The organism is Ensifer sp. LBL (assembly GCF_050435225.1).
GTDB lineage: Bacteria > Pseudomonadota > Alphaproteobacteria > Rhizobiales > Rhizobiaceae > Ensifer.
In genome coordinates this window covers 135,006-155,318 of sequence record NZ_JBNDJY010000005.1, presented here as the reverse complement: position 1 = coordinate 155,318, position 20,313 = coordinate 135,006, and the positions used below count along the sequence as shown (strand labels likewise).

Sequence of the window (20,313 nt, the reverse complement as noted above, 5' to 3'; positions counted from 1 at the left end):
ACGAAGTCACTGGCTGTGAGCTCCTCACATTTCGCCGGACACTTCCCCTATGGAGGAAACGACTATGGAAACAATCAGAGAACCCCTGCGCAATGCCCGGATCGTCGACCGCTCGGACGTCGTCGTCGTCGGCGGCGGGCCCGCCGGGATCTCGGCCGCCGTATCGGCGGCGCGCACCGGGGCCAGCGTGACGCTTCTCGAACGCTACCCCTATGTCGGCGGTCTCGCCGCAGGCGGCATGGTTCTGGTGCTCGACGACATGGTCAACGGCGTCGAAATCACCGTGCGTGGCATCTGCATGGAAATGATCGAACGGATGAAGACGCTTGGGCTTTGCGTCACGCCGACCGATGGCGACCGCCAGCTCGATATTCGCGATACGCCGGAGGCCTGGCAAAAATGGGCGCGCTGGGGCCTGTTCGATTTCCACACGCCGTCTGCGCCGCACCCGATCTGCTATGCGGCCGCCTTCGATCCGGACGCCTTCAAGCGCGTCTCCTATGACATTCTTCGCGAATCCGGCGTGAAGCTCAGGACGCACAGCTGGTTCTCCTCGGCGATCGTCGAGAACGGTACGATCAAGGGTGTGGTCTGCCAGACGAAATCCGGCCGCGAGGCCATCATGGGCGACGTCGTCATCGACGCCTCGGGCGACCTCGACGTTGCCGCCGATGCCGGCGCCCAGCATACGGACGGCAATTTCATCCTGACGACGGTTTCCCGCTGGGGCGGCATCGACACTGAAGCTGCCGAGCGCTTCGAATTCGAGGAGCCGGAAAAGTTCAAGGCGATCGATCACGAGGCCAAGCGTCTGATCGGTGGTTGCTGGTCGTTCTGGTGGCTGAAAACCCCGCTGCCGGGCGTCATCTGGCTCAACTGCCCGCACATGCCGAAGCTCTCCGGCCTCCGTGTCGAAGATCTGACCTATGCGGAACTCGAGGGCCGTGGCCGCATCGCCCGCCTGCTCGACTTCGCCCGCGCCAACCTGCCGGGCTTCGAAAATGCCCATGTGATCGATTTCGCGCCGCAGACGGGCGTGCGCCAGTCACGGCTGCTCCAGGGCGAATATGTCGTCACCAAGGACGACGTGATGAACCGCCAGCACTTCACCGACACGGTGTGCCGTGGCCGCGACTACTACACGCCCTATAGGGCCATGCTGCCCAAGGAAGTCGATCAGTTGATCGTCGCAGGCCGGCATTATTCCGCGACCATTCAGGCGCAGAAGTCGAGCCGCGAGATCCCGCCCTGCATGGCGATGGGCGAGGCGGCGGGTGTTGCCGCCACCGTCGCGCTCAATGCCGGCGTCAAGGTGCGAGACGCCGATGTCAAGGCGATCCAGAAGCAGCTGCGGGCGCAGGGTGCCGATCCCGGCGACGTACCATCCGAAAACGCAACCTATCTGGAGGCCGCAGAATGACGTCTCTTCCCCTCGACGGTATCCGCGTCGTCGATTTCACCCAGGTCATGCTTGGCCCGTGCTGCACGCAGATGCTGGCCGACTACGGCGCCGAGGTCATCAAGGTCGAAAAGGCCAAGATCGGCGACCTCTCGCGCTGGTCGCTGGGCTCCGACCCGGATGGCCTCAACAATCCGGTTTTCTCCTCGCTCAACCGCAACAAGAAGAGCCTCGCGCTCGACCTCAAGCAGGACGAGGCACGGGCGGCCGTCCGCGCGCTGATCGACACGGCCGACGTGGTCGTCAACAATTTCCGTCCTGACGTGATGGAGCGCATGGGTTTCGGCTACGAAGAACTCAAGCGGACCAACCCGCGACTGATCTACGCTGTCGGGACAGGATTTGGCCTTGAGGGTCCCTACCGGCACAAGGGCGGGCAGGACATCCTGGCGCAGGCGCTTTCGGGCGTCATGCGGCGCAAGTCCGACGCGAGCCATCCGCTGTCGATCTACGCGACGCCGCTTGCCGACTACTCGGCCGGCATGCACCTGGTGCAAGGCATCCTACTCGCCTTGCTGCATCGGGAAAGGACCGGGCACGGCCAGCAGGTGGCGGTCAGCCTCTACAGCTCCATGCTCGCCATGCAGATGCAGGAGGGCACCACGCACATGATGCGGGAGAAGGACCTGAACTGGGGCGCCTTCCCGCTGACCGGCGTGTTCGAGACCACCGACGGCGCCATCGTCATGGTCGGCGCTTTCAAGCAGAACCCGCTGCGCGACATCTGCAATGCGCTCGAGATCGAGGACCTGTCCCTGCAGTCGCAGTTTGCCGACTTCGATGCGCAGATGCAGCGCCGCCCGGAATTGCAGAAGATCTTCCGCGAGGCGTTTGCAAAGAACAGCAGCGCCCATTGGCTCGGCCGGCTGGAGCAGGTGGACATTCTTTGCGCACCGGTGCGCTCGCTTCCCGAAGCCCTTGACGACGAGCAGACGACGATCAACCGGATGATCCTCGAGGCCGGCGAAACGAAGGCCGGGCCGATCCGGCTGGTCGGCTCGCCGATCGACATGTCGGCGGCGACCGTGACAGTGCGCATCGCTCCGCCGAAGCTCGGCGAGCACAATGACGAGATCCTCTCAGGGCTTTCCGTGCGTCAGGGAGATGCGGCATGAGCGTCACATTCGTCGTAGAGGATCGCGTCGCCAGCGTCACGCTGAATCGCCCGGAACGGATGAATGCGGTCGATGCTGCAACCGAACGCGAACTGGAGGCGATCTGGCAAGAGATCGAAGCGCGCGACGACATCAGTTGCGTCGTGCTGACGGGCGCCGGCGAGCGGGCATTTTGCGCCGGGGCTGATCTGAAGGGGGCCGAAAAGACCGGTCTTGAATACTGGACCGAAAGCCGCCCGAACGGCTTCGGAGGACTGGCGTTTCGCCGCTCGCTCGACGTGCCCGTCATCGCCAGGGTCAATGGCTACGCACTCGGTGGCGGGTTCGAAATGGTGCTCGGCTGCGATATCGTCATCGCCTCGACCGAGGCGGCGTTCGGCCTGCCCGAGGCCCGCGTCGGGCGCCTGCCGCTCGATGGCGGCATGGTGCTTCTCCAGCGCCGGATCCCGCACAATCTTGCCATGGGTGTGCTGTTGACCGGCCGCCGGTTCTCGGCAGCCGAGATGCATGCCTTCGGCATCGTCAACGAACTGGTCGAACCGGGTGCGCTCGACGCGGCCGTTGCCCGCTGGGTGAAGGAGATCGTCGCCTGTGCGCCGCTCTCGCTGCGCGCCATCAAGCAGACGGTCAATCGCACTGGGCATCTGTCTCCGGCCGAGGCCCAGGGGCTGCGCACGCCCGCGCTCGTCAAGGCGCTGAACAGCGAGGACGCGATGGAAGGCGTCAGCGCTTTTCAGGAGAAGCGCGCGCCCGTTTGGAGGGGACGATGAGCGTGTTATAGGTCGGGGCCCAGGGGAGGAGGGGTCCAATCGAATGCACGCCAGCATCCTGAAATACTTCGTCTCGGTCGCGCGATCCGGGTCCATTCGCAAGGCCTCCGAGGAGCTTCATGTCGCGTCCTCGGCGGTCAGCCGGCAGATCAAGAAACTGGAGGACGAGCTTGGGATAGCGCTCTTCGAGCGGCTCTCGAATGGCTTGCGGCTGACAGTCGCCGGAGAAAACGTGTTGCGCCACGCCAGGGTGACGCTGGAAAATTTCGAACTGCTGCGCAGCGACCTCGGCGCCCTGCAGGGGAAAAAGACCGGTCGCGTGCAAATGTCCTGTCTCGACAGCCTGGCCATCCAGTTCCTGCCGGACATGGTCAACGCGTTCCACAGCATCCACCCCGGCGTGAGCTTCCACATCCATACCGCCGGTCACGGCAATATCAGCAGCCTGGTCGCCGAAGGCGATGTCGATATGGGCATGACCTTCGATCTCGCCCGGCCTGACGATACCGAGATGCTCTTTCGCGTGCCGATGCCGCTGATGGCTTTCGTTGGTCGGGAACACCCGCTGGCCAAACAGCGGCAGGTCTCGCTTGCCGAATGCGCCCAGTACGACCTTCTCCTGCAGCTCGACACGCAACCGATCCGCTCGCTCATCGAAATCGAACTCTCGGTCTTTGAGCGGACCGGGCGGCCCTTTGTTCTCTCGAACAGCCAGATGATGCTCAAGCCATTCATCCTGTCCGGTCAGGGCGTGGCGTTCTTCACGCCGATCGGATTCCTTGCCGAGATCAGGTCGGGCGATCTCGTCGCCATACCGCTTTCCGGCTCGCGTCTTCAGAACCTGCATATCGGGATTCTGGTGCAGCGACGTCGGCAGCGCACGCACGCGGCCGAGGCCGTTATCGAATTCGTTGGCGCAGAACTGCAGAAGTTCAGCGACCAGATCATGGAGGCGATTCAGCCGTGAGTGCAGCACCCGTTCCCGGGCGGCTTCTCCTGCGACCTGGCCACGAGGCTGCAGGGCGCGCGCCAAATCTCTTGGACCATTTGCCTAAGGGTGCCTCATGGACGGTGATCCCGGCCGATGCTCTGTTGATGCCGCCGCCCGTCAATGCCCATGACCATGGCTATGGCATCCGCACACTTGATTTTGGCAATGTCGACGATGCCCTGGAAGTGTGGATCCCGGGACTGCGGCTCCGACCGCGAACCGACCCCTATCTGGAAGCGCTGGTGGCCTTCTCGAGGTTGGCGCAAACGGGCGTCGGTGCGACCATGCATTGCCATAATTCTCTGAACATCGACCGTCTCGTCGACGAAGCAAGCGCGGTCATGCGGGCGGCGAGCGAGGTCGGCATAAGGCTTGCGCTTTCCTGCCCGCTTCTCGACTACGATCCGTGGGCCTATGACGGCGGGCCTGAGCGATTGCGGCCGCATCTCGCTCCGGCAGACTGGGACGATCTCAGCGCCTCGATCCCGAAATATGCGTCGCCATCAGTGCAGATCTCGGCAGCCGACGCGGTCGCCGCGGCCAATACAAGTCCGTTGATCGATGTGCAGTATGGTCCGATCGGGCCGCAATGGTGTTCCAATGCACTGCTCGAAGCGATCGCCGAGGCTTCTCACGCAACCGGCCGGCGCATTCACATGCATCTGCTCGAAAGCCCGAGGCAGAGGCAATGGTTGGATCGACGCTTCCCGCAAGGGGTCGTCCGATATCTCGACGAGATCGGTTTCCTCTCGCCCCGCCTTGCCGTCGCCCACGGCGTCCAGCTCAGACCGGACGAGCTGGAACTGCTGGCTGCGCGCGGCGTACAGCTCGTTTCGAACCCGTCGGCGAACTTGCGCCTGCGGTCAGGCGTGGCACCGGTCGCCACGCTTCCGGCAAGCGGTCCCGCCTTCGCGTTCGGCCTCGACGGAACGGGCTTTGACGACGACCAGGATCTCTGGCGCGAATTGCGCCTTGCCCATCTTTTGCATGGCGGCCGCGACTTGACGCGAGCCTTTACGCCGGGACGTGTCTTCGACGCCGCGATCCATGTCGGCGCCAAGGTGGTGAATGCGCCGGCAAACGAAGACCTGGTCCTCGTGGATTATGCTGCGCTGATTGCCGACAGCCTGATGAACGACCTGGATGAAGCGGAGGTGCTGCTCACGCGGATGACGGCCGCGCATGCAAAGGCGCTCTATGTCGGCGGACAGGAGATCATGTGCGATGGACTGTTGACCCGGGTCGATTTCGAGGCCGCCCGCGCCGAACTCCTGCAGCAGGCGCGCGCTGACCTGCCGCGGCTGACCGCCGAACGCGGACGCGTGACCAAGCTGGCCGCGGCAACAAGGGCCTATTACGCCGGCTGGTGAGCGCGCCGACAAGGCGGTAGGCGTCGCCCGCTGGTCTCTCCTGTAAGGGGCGAACTTGCTAAGCGATGGCCGTTGCCTTCTCGAAGGCGGCAACGAACGGATGGTCCTGCGTCGTGGAGCACTCCTTGCTCCAGCCGCCGGGCGACCCCATCCCCGTGACGTCGGACCCGAAGAACTCCTTGTTCACAGCGATGAAATGGCGCTGGCTGTCGGGTATCTCCTGATCCCAGACAATGGCATCGACGGGACAGATCGAAAGACAGAGGCCACAATTGATGCACTCATCCGGGTGGATGTAGAAGGTGCGGCCACCCTCGTAGATGCAGTCCACCGGACAGGCGGCGGTGCAGTCGCCATCCTTTATGTCGATGCAGGGTTCGGTAATGACATAGGCCATCTTGCGGATCTCTGAAGCGTTGCTTGCGCGGCCAATTATTCAGAGTTTCCTTTGCCGAAGAAGCGCAGATATTCGCAATGTCGATTGCCGAAAAGGCAACGGACAGGGCTTGCGTAAGGTGCTTGCCGGTCCGGCTCAGGGCTGCCGGAGAATGCCTCTCAGGATCGTCTCGGTGATCGTGGCGGCCGCCTTTTCATAATCGTCGGCTTTCAAGCGGGGCTTTCTGAGCGCATCGACGGCGACAGGTTCGAAGTCCGAGTAAAACTGCGTCGACGCCCAGAGCATGATGAAAAGATGGCGCGGATCGACCGGCAGCATCTTGCCGGCGGCGATCCAGCCCTCGACGACGGCGACATGGGCATCCGTGACCTGGCGGATATGCTCGCGATCCTTCCGGGACAGGAAGCGCGCGCCCTGAATGATCTCGCTGGCAAAGAGCCGGGATTCGGCCATGTTCTTGCGCGTGTATTCGAGTTTCGCCTTGATGTAGAGCTTGAAGGCTTCGGCCGGCTCCCGTTCGGGCGAGATGTATTTCAACGCATCGTCCCAGCTGGCGATGAGATGCGCGATAATGGCGGTATAGATCTCCTCCTTGGACGAGAAGTAGTAGTAGACATTTGCCTTGGGCAGCCCCGAAGCCTCGGCAATCTCGGCGATGCGCGTGCCGTCGAAGCCCTTGCGGGCGAAGATTTCGATCCCGGCCTTGATGATGAGCCGCATGTTGCGTTCGCGGATGCGCTCTTCGGGATCTCGTACTGCCCTTGCCATATGGTTTCGCCTCCATCTCGCTTCGCACCAGGCAATCTTGCGTGGTGGCGGGACTGCTTTTGCAATTGCCGCGTTTTCCAGCGAAAAGCAAGCGTATCGACCTTCGCCGGAAAGCTGACGGTATGGTCAGAAAAACTTGACCGAGTCGTCATTTTTTATCTTTTTGAAAGTTGACACTTTGGTCAGCTTTTGTCTAGTCTTACCTTCAACGAACGGAAGAGGAGCCGTGATGCCGATGCGCTTGAGGGAGGCAATGGCGGAAACGTTTGCGGGCTGGGAGGACGACCTTCCGCCTGTTTGGCGCGATGCGCTCGGCGCCGTCGGCGACGATTTCTCCCGCATCGATGCGGACCTTGATCTCGAACCGTGGGAACCGATCTTCCCGGTGCGCCGCGGCCGGGTTTTTCCCGGCCAGCCACGGGGCGCACATGCGCTCGCGGCGTTTGACGGCATTGCACCCGATGGCGTGCGCTGCCTCGTGCTTGGGCAAGATCCTTATCCCGAGCCGGGTTTTGCAACGGGGCGGGCGTTCGAGGCGGGCAACCTGGCGGCGTGGGGCGAGCTGGACAAGATGTTCTCAAAGAGCATCCGCGCCTATATGCAGCTGATCGCGGCTGCGCGGCTGGGCGACGAGGATCTCGCGCGCGATTTCAGCCGGTGGCCGGATGTGCGGCATCTGCTTTGCGATCCCGCAGGGTCGTTCGAGCCGCCGAACCGGATCGCAGATCGTTGGGTCAAGGAGGGGGTGCTCCTGCTCAATGCGTCGCTGACGCTTTCTCGCTTTCGCGTCGATATCGATCCGCACCAGTCGCGCGGTCACCTTGCCTTCTGGCGGCCGTTGATGCTGCGCGTGGTCGAAACGCTTTTGGCGCGCGGTAAGCCAATCGTCTTCCTCGGCTTCGGTGGCGCGGCCGCTGACATCCTTGCAGAAGCCGGCGTTGCCGAGGGGCGCAAGGATCATGTCGCCTATATCCAGCGCGAGCATCCCGCCTTTGCCGACAAGGTGCTCGGCCGGGAAAATCCTTTCCTTCTCAGCAATTCTCATCTGGAGGCGATGGGCGACCGGCCCATCGCATGGTGACCCATGGCGCGTAACCCGGAGTATGATTTCATCATCGTTGGTGCGGGCTCGGCCGGTTGTGTGCTCGCCAACCGCCTGTCGAAGGATCCGACAAACCGCGTGCTTTTGATCGAGGCTGGCGGCAAGGATCGCAACCCCTTGTTCCGGTTGCCGATGCTGATGGGCAAGCTGTTCCATTCGGGCATCTACAACTGGCATTATCACACGGAGCCGGAGCCCCATCTCAATGGCCGCTCGCTCTATTGGCCCCGGGGCAAGGTGCTGGGCGGGACGTCCACCATCAACGGCATGATCTACGTGCGCGGCAATCGCCATGATTACGATCGTTGGTCGCAGCTCGGGCTACCCGGCTGGTCCTATGACGAGGTGCTTCCGGCATTCCGACGTTCCGAGACCCATGTCGAGCGCAAGGACGCTTTCCACAGCGGCGACGGAGAGCTCACCGTCTGCCGGGCACGCGGCAACAATCCGCTGATGGACGTGTTCTGCGAGGCGGGCATCCAGGCGGGTTACCCGGCCAACGACGACTTCAACGGAGAGACGCAAGAAGGCTTTGGCCGCTACGACTTCACCATCCGCAAGGGAAAACGGTGGTCCACTTCGTGGGCGTTCCTGCGCCCGGCGCTGGGCCGTAAGAACCTCACTGTGCTGACGGGGGCGGAACTCACGCGTTTGGTTATCGAAGGCGACCGGGCGTGTGGCGTCGAGTATCTGAAGGACGGCGTCCTGGGACGCGCCCGGGCGGCGCGGGAGGTGATCCTCTCTTCAGGCGTGGTCAATTCGCCAAAGGCGTTGCTTCTGTCCGGCATCGGGCCGGCGGACGAGCTTCGGGCGCTTGGCATCGCGCCGGTGCTGGACCTGCCGGGCGTCGGCAAGAACCTCCAGGACCATGTCGACTGCGTCATGAGCTGGGAATGCCGCGAGCCGATCACGCTGTTCAGCGACCTGCGGGCGGACAAGCTCATCCCCGCTGTTGCCCAGGGCATGTTGTTCGGCGAGGGCGTCACCACGACGTTCCCTTATGAGGCGGGTGCCTTCATCCGTTCGAACGATGGCCTGATTGCGCCCGACATTCAGCTGCATTTCATGCCGGCGCTGGAAAAGACAGCCAATCTGCACTTCCCCAATCCGTTCCGAAAGAAGCAGGCGGTGGAAGCCAACCACGGGTTCACGATCCGCGTCGGCCCCGTCAATCCGGTGAGCCGCGGCGAGATCACGCTGCGCTCGGCGAACGCGACGGACAAGCCGAAAATCCAGGCCAATTACCTCCGCGACGATTTCGACGTGCGCACGATGATCGATGCCATCCGGCTGACCCGCGACATCGTCGGCCAGAAGGCTTTCGACCGCTATCGCGGCAAGGAGCTGGCTCCGGGGCCGGAAGCGCTTGACGATGCCACTTTGACCCGCTGGCTGCGGGCGACCGCGATGACGACGTTTCATCCGGTCGGGACCGCCAAGATGGGCAACGACCGCATGGCTGTGGTGGACGCGCGGCTCAAGGTGCGCGGCATCGAGGGGCTGCGGGTCGCGGACGCTTCGATCATGCCCGTAATCTCAAGCGGCAACACCAACGCGCCAGCCATCATGATCGGCGAGAAATGCGCCGAATTCATCCTGAACGCATAGGGAGTAACCTGATGATCCTGGAACACCGCACCTACACCTTCAAGCCCGGCACGGTCGACAAGTGGATGAAGAAGTACGAGGCGGACGGCTTGCCTGTGCAGAAGCGCCATCTGAACAAGTTCGTTGGTCTCTATGTGTCGGAACTGGGCACGCTCCACACCACGGTTTTGATGTGGGCCTACGACAGTCTCGCGGACCGAGAAGCGCGCCGGACGGCCATGTATGCCGACCCGGACTGGCAGAAGTTCATCTCCGAAGTCTGGGCGCTGGACGCAATCCAGAAGCAGGAGGTGATGATCATGAACCCGGCCCCCTATTCCCCGCCCCTTTGAGGCGGGAAGCGGCGCAGGGCATTGCCTGCGCCCTGGCATGCGCATGAGAAACGACAAGACAAAAAGAGGGAACAATCATGACGGACAAGACTGGAAATGGCGCACAGCACATGATGCATCGCCGGATATTCCTGCAGGCGAGCGCGGGTGCCGCGGCGCTGGCCTTTGCGGCGACCATCGTCCCGGAGTTCGCCCGCGCGTCCGGAGGGCTGGTCGCCCTGGTGCACACGCAGGCCGCAGGCGACAATGGTCCGGTGGACCAGATGATCGCCAAGCTCAAGCAGCTTTCGGAAGAAAAGGGTTTTGAGTACCGCGCCATCTACGCGCAGGACCCTGCAACCTATGAGACGGTCTACCGCACGCTCGGCGACGCCGGCGCGGCGATCATCGTCTCGACCTTCAACGAAGTGGCCGAGCCCTTCAAGACGCTCGCACCTTCCTACCCGAATACCAAGTGGATCCAGCTGTTCGCCGATCCCTTCGAGCCGGCAATCCCGAATGTGGTGACCGTCTCCTACGACTATTATCTTGGCTGCTATCTCTCGGGCGTCTTTGCGGCCAAGATGACGTCGACCGGCAAGACCGGCTTCATCGGCGGGGTTTCCATCCCTCCGCTCAACGCAGACTTCAACGCGTTCAAGGCCGGCGTGCATTCCGTTCGACCGGATGCCACGGTTATCGCCGCCTTCGCAGGCTCGTTCCAGGACCCGGCAAAGGGCCAGGAAATCGCGACCCAAATGTACAATGACGGCATCGACTACATTCAGACCGACGCGGCGGCCACCGATGGCGGCATCATTGCTGCGGCGAACGAGAAGGAAGGCCGCATGGTGAGCTGCCTTGCGCCGGGACAGTATGAGCTCGGCCCGAAATCGCTGATCTCGATCGTCAGCCTCGACTTCGGCGTTTCGCTCTACAACGAAACCGGCAAGGCGGTCGGGCCCGAATGGAAGGGTGGTGCGCACGAACATACGGGTCTCGGCACGGGCGTCATCGATTTCATTCTCTCGCCGGTCTTTGCCGAGCAGGGGCCGGCGGACCTGAACGCCAGGGCGAAGGAAGCGCTGGTAGAGGTCGACAAGGTTCGTGCCGGCATCCTCGATGGATCCATCAAGGTGCCTTTCAACACCACCCTTTGATCTCCCGGTGCTGGCTGCCGAGCCAGGCCGATCGTTCGAAAGACGTCGGTAAGGCCTCCCCCTTGGGGAGGTCACTGGGGTTCGCGGACCGGTTCCAGCCCTTTTGACGGCCGCGACGCCTGCTCTCGATGGGAAGCTCAATGTCCAAATCTGCGAAATCGGCTCTGGAGTGCCGCAACGTCACCGTCAAATTCGGAGACGTGACGGCATTGTCGGAGGTTTCAGCTTCGTTCGCGCCGGGGCAAATCCATGCGGTTGTCGGTCAGAACGGCGCCGGCAAGACCACCTTTGCCCGCGTGGCGGCCGGCCTGGTCCAGCCCACTTCCGGCGCCGTCAATGTGATGGGACACGACATCCGGACGGGGCAGGTCAGCGAAAGTCGGGCCGCCGGGGTGGAACTCGTCCACCAGAGCTTTGCCTTGCCGCCGTCCTTCACCGTTGCCGAAGCCATGGAGTTTGGCGCAACGGGCAGGGGCGGCGTCTTCAGCCGCAGGGGTCTCGTTGAAAAATGGCGGTCGCATCTTGCGGGTCTCGACGTTCAGGTCGATCTGAACCGGCGGATCAGGGACCTCCCGATCGAGACACAGCAGGGGATAGAGATTGCCCGCGCGCTGGTCACGGATGCGCGCGTCCTCATTCTCGACGAGCCAACGGCGGTCCTGTCCCCGGCCGGCATCGACATGCTGTTCGCGCGCGTTCGCCGCCTTAAGGAACGTGGGGTCACAGTCATCCTTATCCTTCACAAGATCCGCGAGGTGCTGGGCATCGCGGATACAGTCACGGTGTTGCGGGGCGGCCGGAAGGTCGAAGGGCCGCTGCCGGTCGCGGAAGTTTCAAGTGAGCGGCTGGCCAACCTCATCGTCGGCGAGGCCATAGCCAAGACGCTCGGTGGCCAAGACCGCGATGCATTGGTCGGAACGAAGCCAACCGGGCATGGGAACTCCGATCCGCACACGCATGCGGTCGGGCCTGCCATCCTTTCGATGAAAGCTGTCTCCACGAGGCCGGACAGCGGGGGTATCGCTCTCGATGCCGTTGACCTCGAGATCCGCCCGGGCGAGATCGTCGGTGTTGCCGGGGTGGAAGGCAATGGGCAGAAAACCCTGGTGCGGGCGATCTCCGCACTCGCAGATCTCGAAGGCGGAACGATCAATCTCACTGGGCATGACGTGACCTGGCAGCCACTTGCCGCACGCCGCAAGATCGGCCTTAGGATCATTCCCTTCGAGCGCAATGTGGAGGGCCTCAGCCTCACGAGCTCCCTCTGGCAAAACTGGAGCGCGCGCGAACTGTTGCAGGGGAGCTTGCTCAAGGGCATTCGGCCCGCTGCGATCCGCGAAGCTTGCGACCGGTCGCTAAAGGCTTGGAGCGTCCACTATAACAATTCCGGGCAGAGGGCCGGGTCGCTTTCGGGCGGCAACGCGCAAAAGGTGATCCTTGCGCGTGAAATCGATCCTGAGGCCAAGCTGATCATTGCGGCCCAGCCGACACGCGGCCTCGACATCGGGGCGACCGCCTTCGTCTGGCAGGCCCTGCGGCAAGCGCGCGACCGTGGCGCGGCCATACTCTTGATCTCGTCGGATCTCGACGAGCTCTTCGACATATCGGATCGCGTCGTGGTGATGCTGTCGGGACGCCTGAATGGCGAGTTCCGAGCGCCCTTCGACATAAGCGCTGTGGGGGCGGCCATGACCGGTGCCGCTGCGGGGGCAAGCGCATGAAAGACAGTCTCATCACCGTCGTTCGCAGCCTGATCTTTGTGACGTTCGCGCTCATCCTTTGCGCGCTCGTGTTCCAGCTTGCCGGCTATAATGCGCCGGTGACACTTTGGGCGGTGCTCGACGGGGCGTTTCTCAGAACCGGGGCGATCGAGCAAAGTCTCCGATGGGCACTGCCGCTGTTCATAACGGCCGTCGGTGTCGGCATCTCCTTTCGCGCGGGCTTCTTCAACATCGGTGCCCAGGGGCAGTTCTATGTCGGTGCGATTTGCGCCGCCTTCGCAGCCGAAGCGGTGAGAGGCGGGCCCGCCTTCCTCGTGATCCCGACCCTGCTTCTAGCCGGCATGCTCGGCGGTGCACTCTGGGCGCTCTGGCCGGGATTGCTGCGGCTTCGCTCCGGCACCGACGAGGTCATCACCACGCTCATGGGCAACTTCATGGCAGGCCTGCTGCTCGTCTATGTCACTTCGGGGCCGCTCAAGGATCCCTCGGGCTCCGGTCAGCAGGCATCGAGCCGTCCGCTGGACCCGGCCTACCGCATCTCGGATTCGCTCGGTCTCTCGCCAACGATCATCGTGATTGCGGTCGCTGTCGGCATCCTCATGTGGCTGCTGGTCAACCGGACCGCCTTCGGGGTTCTGGCAAGCCTTGCCGGTCGCAACGGCACCATGGTGGAGTGGCAGGGCGCACGTCTCTGGAAGCTCGGCCTTTCGAGTTTCCTGATATCGGGTGCGCTTGCGGGTCTTGCCGGTACCATCGAGTTCATGGGGCCGAACGGCCGCATCGCCTCCGGTTTCCTGCCGGCCCATGGGTTCACGGCGATCCTGATCGCGCTCGTCGCCAACCTCTCCGTTCTCGGGACGGCGGTGGCCGCGGTGTTCTTCGGCGGGCTGGCGTCGGCGGCGCTCTATCTGCCGATCATGGCCGGGCTGCCGTCGGCGGCGATCGACATCATCAATGCGGCGATCGCGCTGTTCATAACGGCAAGGTCGACCGTCATCGATAGGGTGCTGCGTCTCGGAGGGCGCAAGACATGAACGAGATCATCATCTCCATTCTGCGTTCCGGCACGCCGCTGATCTATGTCACGCTCGCCGGCGTGATCGCGCAGCGGGCAGGGGTCTGGAACCTCGGGCTCGAGGGACTGATGATCATCGGTGCCTGCGCAACAATTCTCGGCATCATGCTCACCAAGTCCGTGGGCGCGGCCATCCTGATCGCCATTCTCGCCTGCGTACTGGCCTCGGTGCTTCTCTGGTTCGTCATCGACAGGCTGAAGGCCAATCCGATTATCGCCGGCCTTGGGCTGACCGGTCTCGGCATCGGCGGTACGGCGCTGGCGGTCCAGTCGATCTTCGGCAGCCAAGCGACCGTGACGGCTCCCTTCGGCATCCCCAAACTCGGGCCGGCCTTTGGTTCCTATGGCGTGCTGTCGGTCACCGTTGCCGCGATGCCCTTCGTCGTATTCGCCATGTGGGTGCTGTTGCGACGAACCCGTTTCGGCCTGCGGCTCGCCGCCTGCGGAGAGCATCCCTTTGCCGCGCGCGGCGTCGGCGCCAATCCTTCGCGTATGCGGCTCATAGCGCTTTCGATCGGTGGCGTTCTGTGCGCCATTGGCGGTGCGGAACTTGCCGCGGGCAGCCTGCAGTTCTTTGCCCAGGGCATGACGGCCGGCCGCGGCTTCATGGCGTTTGCGGCGGTGATTTTCGGTGCGGCCCATCCGGTTGGCGCCACCTTCGCCGCCCTGTTCTTCGCCGTCGTCGGCGCCATCGGCATCCGGGCGCAGTTGACGTTCGGCGACAGGATCCCGCACGACCTCCTGCAGGCCTTGCCCTATCTGGCAACGGTATTCGGCGTCTGGCTTTCGGGAAAACTTCGCGGCGGAGCGAAAGCCGCAAGCTCTTTTGCCGAGCTCAGGGATCAATAGCTACGCTGTGCGACGGGCGCCACCATCGGATCGGTCACTAACTTTCGGGACGCTGTCATGAGCGAAATTCTCATCCGCAATGCGACAATAGTTGCGATGGACGGCGCTCACGGCGCAACGCCATTTGCCGCTGACATTCTGATCGAGGACACCGAGATCAGATCCATCGGCGCGGGTCTTGCCGCGGGGCCGGACGCTCAGATCATCGATGGGCGCGGCAAGCTGGTCATGCCGGGACTGGTCAATGCCCATACGCATTCCAGCGAGACATTCCTGCGGGGGCGTTATGAGCGCATGCCGCTCGAAGTCTGGCTGCTCTATGCCTATCCCCTTCTGATGAATGACCCGATCGGCGAGCGCTTGCTGTACCTGCGCAGCCTGCTCTTGGCGATGGAATCTCTGCGCAACGGCGTCACGACGCTTTGCGACGACTTTTTCGATCCGCCGCGTCACGACCTCGACCGGCTCGCCACCGTCTTTCGCGCCTATGACGATGCCGGCATCCGCGCCAATGTTTCAAGCGCCGCGATGAACGTGCATACGCTCGATGCGTTGCCTTTCGCGCGTGACGTCATGCCCGCCGCGCTCCAGGACCTGCTCGATTTCGACCCTCCGATGTCGGCAGGTGCATATGCAGATTATTGCCGGGCTGCCTTCTCCAGCCTGCATGGCATGTCTGGTCGCCTGCGGTTCATGATCGCCCCGTCGGCGCCGCAGCGCTGCACACCGGATCTCATGGCCGCCTGCATGGACCTGGCGGTGGACAAACACGTGCCGTTCCACACGCACATCCTCGAGACCAAGACGCAGGCGGTAACGGGGCTCGTTCGACACGGCAAGTCGCTGATCGCCTACATGCACGACCTTGGGCTTCTAAAGCGCAATACGACCATCGCACACTCGGTATGGGTGAGCGACGACGACATCGAGCTCATGGGACAGGCGGGCGTCTCCATCGCTCATAATGCCGTCTCGAACCTGAAGCTTGGCGCCGGCATCGCGCCGATCCGCCGCCTGCTCGATGCCGGCGTCACTGTTGGCCTCGGCACCGATGGCGTTTCGTCGAACGATACATCGCGCATCTTCGACGTCATGCGCGTCGCCGGTCTCGTACATAGTGCTGCCGGTCCAGACTATGAGAGATGGCTGAAGGCGGACGAGATTCTCGCCATGGCGACCATCGGCGGCGCGAAAACGGCGATGCTGGAGCAGGTCACCGGCTCCCTCGAAGTCGGCAAATCGGCCGATCTCCTGGTCCTGAACATGCGCAACTATCCCTTCCAGCCTCTCAACGATATCGCCAAGCACCTTGTCTATTCGGAAAATGGATCCTCGATCGAGACGGTCATGGTTGCCGGACGGGTCGTGATGCAGGACGGTCGTCTGACCACGGTGGATGAACAGGCCGTGCTCGATGAGATTTCCGAACTCGTACCGGCCTATCTTGCCGAACATGCCGAGCTTGAGCGCCGCAATGCGATCTTCGAACCCGCCATGGCACAAATCCATCGCATGGCGACCGGGATGGATCTCCCGCTCAACCGATACCAGGGCGATATGGTGTGAACTAAACTGGCGCAGCACACGATATCGGCCAACAACACCGATCGTCCGCCAGCGCATTTTGGGCGTATGAGGCCAAAGGGGTCCGGCAGGGCCGTCTGCCCCAAGATCTGCGAGACAGTATGGTTCCTGGACCACTTTATAAAAAGTGGTCCTTGTCGATCCAGGTGTTCCCCGTTCTGTTCAGTCCGCAACAAGAAGGAGGAATGCCGTGGTTGTCGACAAAGGCGGGATCGTATTTGCAAACGGTCAGGGAGAATTCTGGACGGATGAACGGTGCTACATCACCGAACTGCACAATTGCGACGCGTCGCCCGAGGCGTCGCTTGCAGTCGCCCGGGTGGAGGTCGGGGTTACCACGCAACTGCACAGCCTCACCGGGGTGATCGAGCGCTACGTTCTTCGCCAGGGCGAGGGCATTCTGGAGGTTGATGGCGTCAAGCAAAAGCTTCGCGTCGGCGATCAGGCGGTGATACCGGCCGGTGCGGCGCAACGTATCGAAAACACAGGCTCGGTCGATCTTGAGTTCTATTGCCTGTGCACGCCGCGCTTTTTCCCGGATTCCTACGTGAACCTGGAACAATAGCGAAGCGTGGCTGCGCCTAGCCGGCGGATTTTCCGCCTGCCAGGCTGCAGATGGTTTCGATTGCGAACTGCATGGTTTGCAGCGGGCGGACAAAGGGCAGGCGTATGACGTCGCCGAAATTTTCCCGCGCGGAATAGCCGGGTCCGGCAGACAGGAACAGGCGGTGGCGTTGTGCTTCCTGGCACAAGGCCACCGCATCGATGCCGGGCATGTGGATCCACATCGCAGTCCCTCCCGAGGGACGCGACCAATGCCAGTGGCCCGGCGCATGATCGGCGATGATCCTTTCTGCCGCCTCCAGATGCTCGGAAATCTCGCGGTGACGATAGACCCGCGCCTCGCGAATGTTTTCGAGCAGGCCGACGGCCAGGTGCTGATCGAACATCGAGCAGCCGAGATCGTTGACCGCCTTGAAGCTCGCCAGGCGCTTCACGACCGGCGGCGCGGCACGGATCCAGCCGATGCGCAGGCCGCCCCAGAACAGCTTCGAAAGCGTGCCGATGGTTGCGACAAGCTCCGGGTTGGCTTGTCCCGCCACAGGGCGCGGTGTTCGTCCGGCGATGGTCGAAAGCTCGTTCTGCGCGCCGTCCTCGATCAGAAACGTCGGATAGCGCTCGAGGAGGTCGAGGAGCTCACGCCGGCTCTGATCGCTGAGCGAACGACCGGTCGGATTGTGCGCCTCGGGAAAGAGATAAAGCAGCCTCGGGCGGTTCTTGAGTGCCTTCTCCAATTGGCCGATATCAAGGCCCTCGTCGGTCACCGCGATCGGAACGATCCGGGCGTTGCGGCGGCGGTAGGCTTCGAGCGAGCCGCGATAGACAGGGTCTTCGACCACCACCGCGTCCGACGCATCCACCATCGCATTGGCGAGCAACCAGACGGCCTGCTGCGCCCCGCTGGTGACCAGAATGTTGTCCGGATGCGTCGGCAACCCAAGGTCCGCGTAATAGCGCGCGATGGCCCAGCGCAACGCCGGCAGGCCCGAGGCGTCGTAGCCGAGGCCTGCTGCCACACTGGCAAGGTCCGCCCCTTTCAACGCCGCCAGCATTTCGGTCAGGATGGGTGACGGCTGCAGGGCGCCGCTCGTCATGTCGATGTCCTGTGGCAGCGCCCGGATCTCGCCGGCCAGGCGCGTGTGCGCCGCCCCCGATGGCGCCGCGGCGGCAACGATGCGGTGGCCGCTGCCATGGCGGCTGTCCAGCACCCCGGCGTCCCGCAGCGAGCCATAGGCCGCCACGACCGTCCCGCGACTGACCGCAAGCGCCGTCGCCAACGCCCGTTCCGACGGCAGGACACCGCCGACGGGCAACTCCCTTGCCGTGATCAATCTGCCGATCGAAAGACTGAGTTGCTCGCTGACCTTGCCGTCTGAGGTTCGCCAGTTGCCGATAAGCCGGCCGATACGGGCGGGAGAAATCCTGTTCATGTGTGATCCACTTCTCGACAAGTGGACTTTGTCAGATCCCCGTGACTGGAGCAACGTGGTTCCCGGAGAACAGAGAGGAAGAGTTTCCAAGCGGAGGCTCAAAGGGAGGATACATGGGTTCCTTTGCCACGAGGGGCGAGCATGCCCCGTTGGCCGTGAGGCAGGTTGCACCGACGCGCTCGCATGCGAACAAGCGCTACCTGGTGCTTGGCGGTGCGGGCGGCGCCGGCAAGGCGGCTGCAGGATTGCTCGTTGCCGAGGGTGCCTCGGTCGTCATCGGCGATGTCCGTGCGCAAGCCCTGGAAGAGGCGATTGCGAGCCTGGGACATGACCGCAAGGCGCTGTCCGGCGTTGTCGTCGACCTGGCCGATGCAGGCTCGATCGCAGCCGCAATCAAGGAAGCCGAAGCGCGCCTCGGTGCAATCGACGGGCTGGTAAACTGCGCGGCGATCGTTCGCCATGTCGATCCGCTCGAAACGCCCTGGAGCGATTGGGAGCGCATCTTCTCGATCAACGTCTACGGTGCGTTCGAGGCAGCCAGGCTCGTTTCCAAGGCAATGATTGCCAAGGGCATCAAGGGAGCGATCGTCAATGTCGCTTCGGAGGCCGGCAAGAAAGGCCATACGCAGTCGCTGGCCTACAGCGCCAGCAAGGCGGCCATGATCAATTTCACCCGCGTTCTGTCCGAAGTGCTTGCGCCGCAGGACATCAACGTCAACTGCGTCTGCCCCGGTGGCATGGCGACGGACATGTTGCGTGAGGTTGCTGTCGCCTATGGCGACCTGGTCAAGCAGGCGCCCGACGAGGTCTTCAAGCAGCTCGTCAGCTCGCAGTTGCGTCGTCATATCGACCCGGTCGAAGTGGCGCGGACGATTTCGTTCCTGCTCAGCGACGACGCGATCATCATTCGCGGTCAGGCGATCAACGCCGACGGTGGCGACACGCCGTACTGATCGGTGCGCCGGCGAACCGGCGTCCGCAGCGTTCCACCATCGCGACACACTTGCTCATGGAGTCCAAGATGACGACTACCAGCAAATTCCTGCATATCTGCCTCGGTTCCTTGCTCGCCGTTGCGGCGACGACAGCGTCCGCCAGGGCCGACGACACGTCCTATGTCCTGGTGACACCGAGCCGCATCGGCGTGAACAAGTTCCTCGGTCTCGGCAAGACGGGGATCGAAAAGGCCGCCGAGGCTCAAGGGGCGAAAGCGCGCATATTCGAGGGCACGGATCCGTCGACCCGCCGCCAAAACGTTCAGGCCGCCATCGACATGGGCGCCCCGATCGTCACGGTCATGGGTTTTGAGTTCGGTGACATCATTGCCGATCTGGCACCGGAAAACCCGGAAACGAAGTTCGTAATCATCGACACCTGCATTCCGGAAGCACCTGACAATGTCTATTGCGCGGTGTTCCGCGAACAGGAAATCGCCTATCTCGCCGGGGCCGAAGCTGCCCTGACGTCACAGAGCAAGACGGTGGCCGTGATCGGTGCGCTCGATATTCCGTTCCTGCATCGCTACACGGATTCCTACGAACTCGGCGCCAAGGCTGCCAACCCCGACATCAACGTGCTGCCGACGGCGTGGATCGGCGGGGACAATCCCTTCCAGGATCCGGTGCGGGCACAGACCCAGGCAGTCCTGCAGCTCTCCAACGGTGCAGACCGCATCTACGCGGTCGCGGCCGGCAGCAATGGCGGCGTGTTCAAGGCAGTAGCGGAAAAGCCGGGAGCGATGGCGATCGGCCTCGACGTCAATCAATGCGGCGACGCGCCCGGCGCGATACTCGACAGCACGCTCAAACGCGTGGACGTCGTTCTTCCCGCAACCATTGACGGCATCCTGAAAGGCACGGCCAAGCCTGTCGAGAGCTTCGGTCTGGCGGAAGGCGGGCTCGAACTCGTTGCCATGTCCGAGGACCTGGCCGCGTCCGGCTGCATGATCGCCAAGGCGCCTGATGTCATCGGCAAGCTGACCGAGATCCAGGCAAAGATCGTGTCGGGCGCCATCACCGTGCCTGACCCCATGGCCCAATAGC

19 protein-coding genes are annotated in these 20,313 nt (G+C 63.1%); 16 read left to right on the top strand and 3 right to left on the bottom strand.

Annotated elements, in window-relative coordinates; genetic code table 11:
* Nucleotides 1-64 precede the first annotated feature (64 nt).
* From OKW20_RS20710 to OKW20_RS20690, 5 genes are all read left to right on the top strand, one after another.
* Nucleotides 65-1,420 carry an FAD-dependent oxidoreductase gene (locus tag OKW20_RS20710; RefSeq protein WP_402324455.1) on the top strand — a complete coding sequence of 452 codons (1,356 nt, stop codon included), beginning with the start codon at nt 65-67 and terminating at the stop codon, nt 1,418-1,420.
* Nucleotides 1,417-2,574, top strand: a complete 1,158-nt coding sequence (locus OKW20_RS20705) for a CaiB/BaiF CoA transferase family protein (protein WP_429174797.1) — start codon at nt 1,417-1,419, stop codon at nt 2,572-2,574. The genes OKW20_RS20710 and OKW20_RS20705 overlap by 4 nt, the downstream gene beginning before the upstream one ends.
* The gene (locus OKW20_RS20700; protein ID WP_205239965.1) at nt 2,571-3,344 is read left to right on the top strand and encodes an enoyl-CoA hydratase-related protein; all 774 of its coding nucleotides are present in this window, start codon (nt 2,571-2,573) and stop codon (nt 3,342-3,344) included. The genes OKW20_RS20705 and OKW20_RS20700 overlap by 4 nt, the downstream gene beginning before the upstream one ends.
* Before the next feature lie 43 nt (nt 3,345-3,387).
* Nucleotides 3,388-4,311: a LysR family transcriptional regulator gene (locus OKW20_RS20695; RefSeq protein WP_429174795.1), complete on the top strand. Its 924-nt coding sequence runs from the start codon at nt 3,388-3,390 to the stop codon at nt 4,309-4,311.
* Nucleotides 4,312-4,439: 128 nt separating this feature from the next.
* The gene (locus OKW20_RS20690; RefSeq protein ID WP_429174793.1) at nt 4,440-5,705 is read left to right on the top strand and encodes an amidohydrolase family protein; all 1,266 of its coding nucleotides are present in this window, start codon (nt 4,440-4,442) and stop codon (nt 5,703-5,705) included.
* Between the two features lie 58 nt (nt 5,706-5,763).
* Here the strand turns inward: OKW20_RS20690 and fdxA are convergent, their stop codons facing one another.
* The gene (gene fdxA / locus OKW20_RS20685; protein WP_429174791.1) at nt 5,764-6,102 is read right to left on the bottom strand and encodes a ferredoxin; all 339 of its coding nucleotides are present in this window, start codon (nt 6,100-6,102) and stop codon (nt 5,764-5,766) included.
* 135 nt (nt 6,103-6,237) lie between these two features.
* Entirely contained in the window at nt 6,238-6,870 is a 633-nt protein-coding gene (locus OKW20_RS20680) for a TetR family transcriptional regulator C-terminal domain-containing protein (protein ID WP_043612313.1), read from the bottom strand.
* 253 nt (nt 6,871-7,123) lie between these two features.
* On the opposite strand from OKW20_RS20680, the gene OKW20_RS20675 reads away from it, so the two are divergent.
* The 9 genes from OKW20_RS20675 (at nt 7,124) to OKW20_RS20635 (ending at nt 16,845) form a co-directional block, all read left to right on the top strand.
* On the top strand, nt 7,124-7,951 hold the full coding sequence (locus OKW20_RS20675) for a uracil-DNA glycosylase (RefSeq protein ID WP_429175790.1): 828 nt from the start codon (nt 7,124-7,126) through the stop codon (nt 7,949-7,951).
* A 3-nt stretch (nt 7,952-7,954) separates the two neighbouring features.
* A complete protein-coding gene (locus tag OKW20_RS20670) occupies nt 7,955-9,580 on the top strand; it encodes a GMC family oxidoreductase (RefSeq protein WP_429174789.1) in 1,626 nt (541 codons plus the stop codon).
* Nucleotides 9,581-9,591: 11 nt separating this feature from the next.
* On the top strand, nt 9,592-9,912 hold the full coding sequence (locus OKW20_RS20665) for an NIPSNAP family protein (protein ID WP_043612319.1): 321 nt from the start codon (nt 9,592-9,594) through the stop codon (nt 9,910-9,912).
* 113 nt (nt 9,913-10,025) lie between these two features.
* Nucleotides 10,026-11,051 carry a BMP family ABC transporter substrate-binding protein gene (locus OKW20_RS20660; protein ID WP_429175788.1) on the top strand — a complete coding sequence of 342 codons (1,026 nt, stop codon included), beginning with the start codon at nt 10,026-10,028 and terminating at the stop codon, nt 11,049-11,051.
* Between the two features lie 140 nt (nt 11,052-11,191).
* Nucleotides 11,192-12,772, top strand: coding sequence for an ABC transporter ATP-binding protein (locus OKW20_RS20655; protein ID WP_429174787.1), 1,581 nt, complete (start codon nt 11,192-11,194; stop codon nt 12,770-12,772).
* A complete protein-coding gene (locus OKW20_RS20650) occupies nt 12,769-13,806 on the top strand; it encodes an ABC transporter permease (protein ID WP_429174785.1) in 1,038 nt (345 codons plus the stop codon). Before OKW20_RS20655 ends, OKW20_RS20650 begins: the two co-directional genes overlap by 4 nt.
* Nucleotides 13,803-14,696, top strand: coding sequence for an ABC transporter permease (locus tag OKW20_RS20645; protein WP_429174783.1), 894 nt, complete (start codon nt 13,803-13,805; stop codon nt 14,694-14,696). The genes OKW20_RS20650 and OKW20_RS20645 overlap by 4 nt, the downstream gene beginning before the upstream one ends.
* 57 nt (nt 14,697-14,753) lie before the next feature.
* On the top strand, nt 14,754-16,262 hold the full coding sequence (locus tag OKW20_RS20640) for an amidohydrolase family protein (RefSeq protein ID WP_429174782.1): 1,509 nt from the start codon (nt 14,754-14,756) through the stop codon (nt 16,260-16,262).
* A gap of 208 nt (nt 16,263-16,470) precedes the next feature.
* On the top strand, nt 16,471-16,845 hold the full coding sequence (locus tag OKW20_RS20635; protein WP_245281576.1) for a cupin domain-containing protein: 375 nt from the start codon (nt 16,471-16,473) through the stop codon (nt 16,843-16,845).
* A gap of 16 nt (nt 16,846-16,861) precedes the next feature.
* On the opposite strand, the gene OKW20_RS20630 is transcribed toward OKW20_RS20635, so the two are convergent.
* The gene (locus OKW20_RS20630) at nt 16,862-18,271 is read right to left on the bottom strand and encodes a PLP-dependent aminotransferase family protein (protein WP_429174781.1); all 1,410 of its coding nucleotides are present in this window, start codon (nt 18,269-18,271) and stop codon (nt 16,862-16,864) included.
* Nucleotides 18,272-18,384: 113 nt separating this feature from the next.
* On the opposite strand from OKW20_RS20630, the gene OKW20_RS20625 reads away from it, so the two are divergent.
* Together OKW20_RS20625 and OKW20_RS20620 are read left to right on the top strand one after the other, a co-directional pair.
* The gene (locus OKW20_RS20625) at nt 18,385-19,224 is read left to right on the top strand and encodes an SDR family NAD(P)-dependent oxidoreductase (RefSeq protein WP_052201598.1); all 840 of its coding nucleotides are present in this window, start codon (nt 18,385-18,387) and stop codon (nt 19,222-19,224) included.
* A gap of 68 nt (nt 19,225-19,292) precedes the next feature.
* Nucleotides 19,293-20,312 (top strand): BMP family ABC transporter substrate-binding protein, encoded by a 1,020-nt coding sequence (locus OKW20_RS20620; protein WP_429174779.1) that lies wholly within the window; start codon nt 19,293-19,295, stop codon nt 20,310-20,312.
* The last annotated feature ends 1 nt before the right edge of the window (nt 20,313 follow it).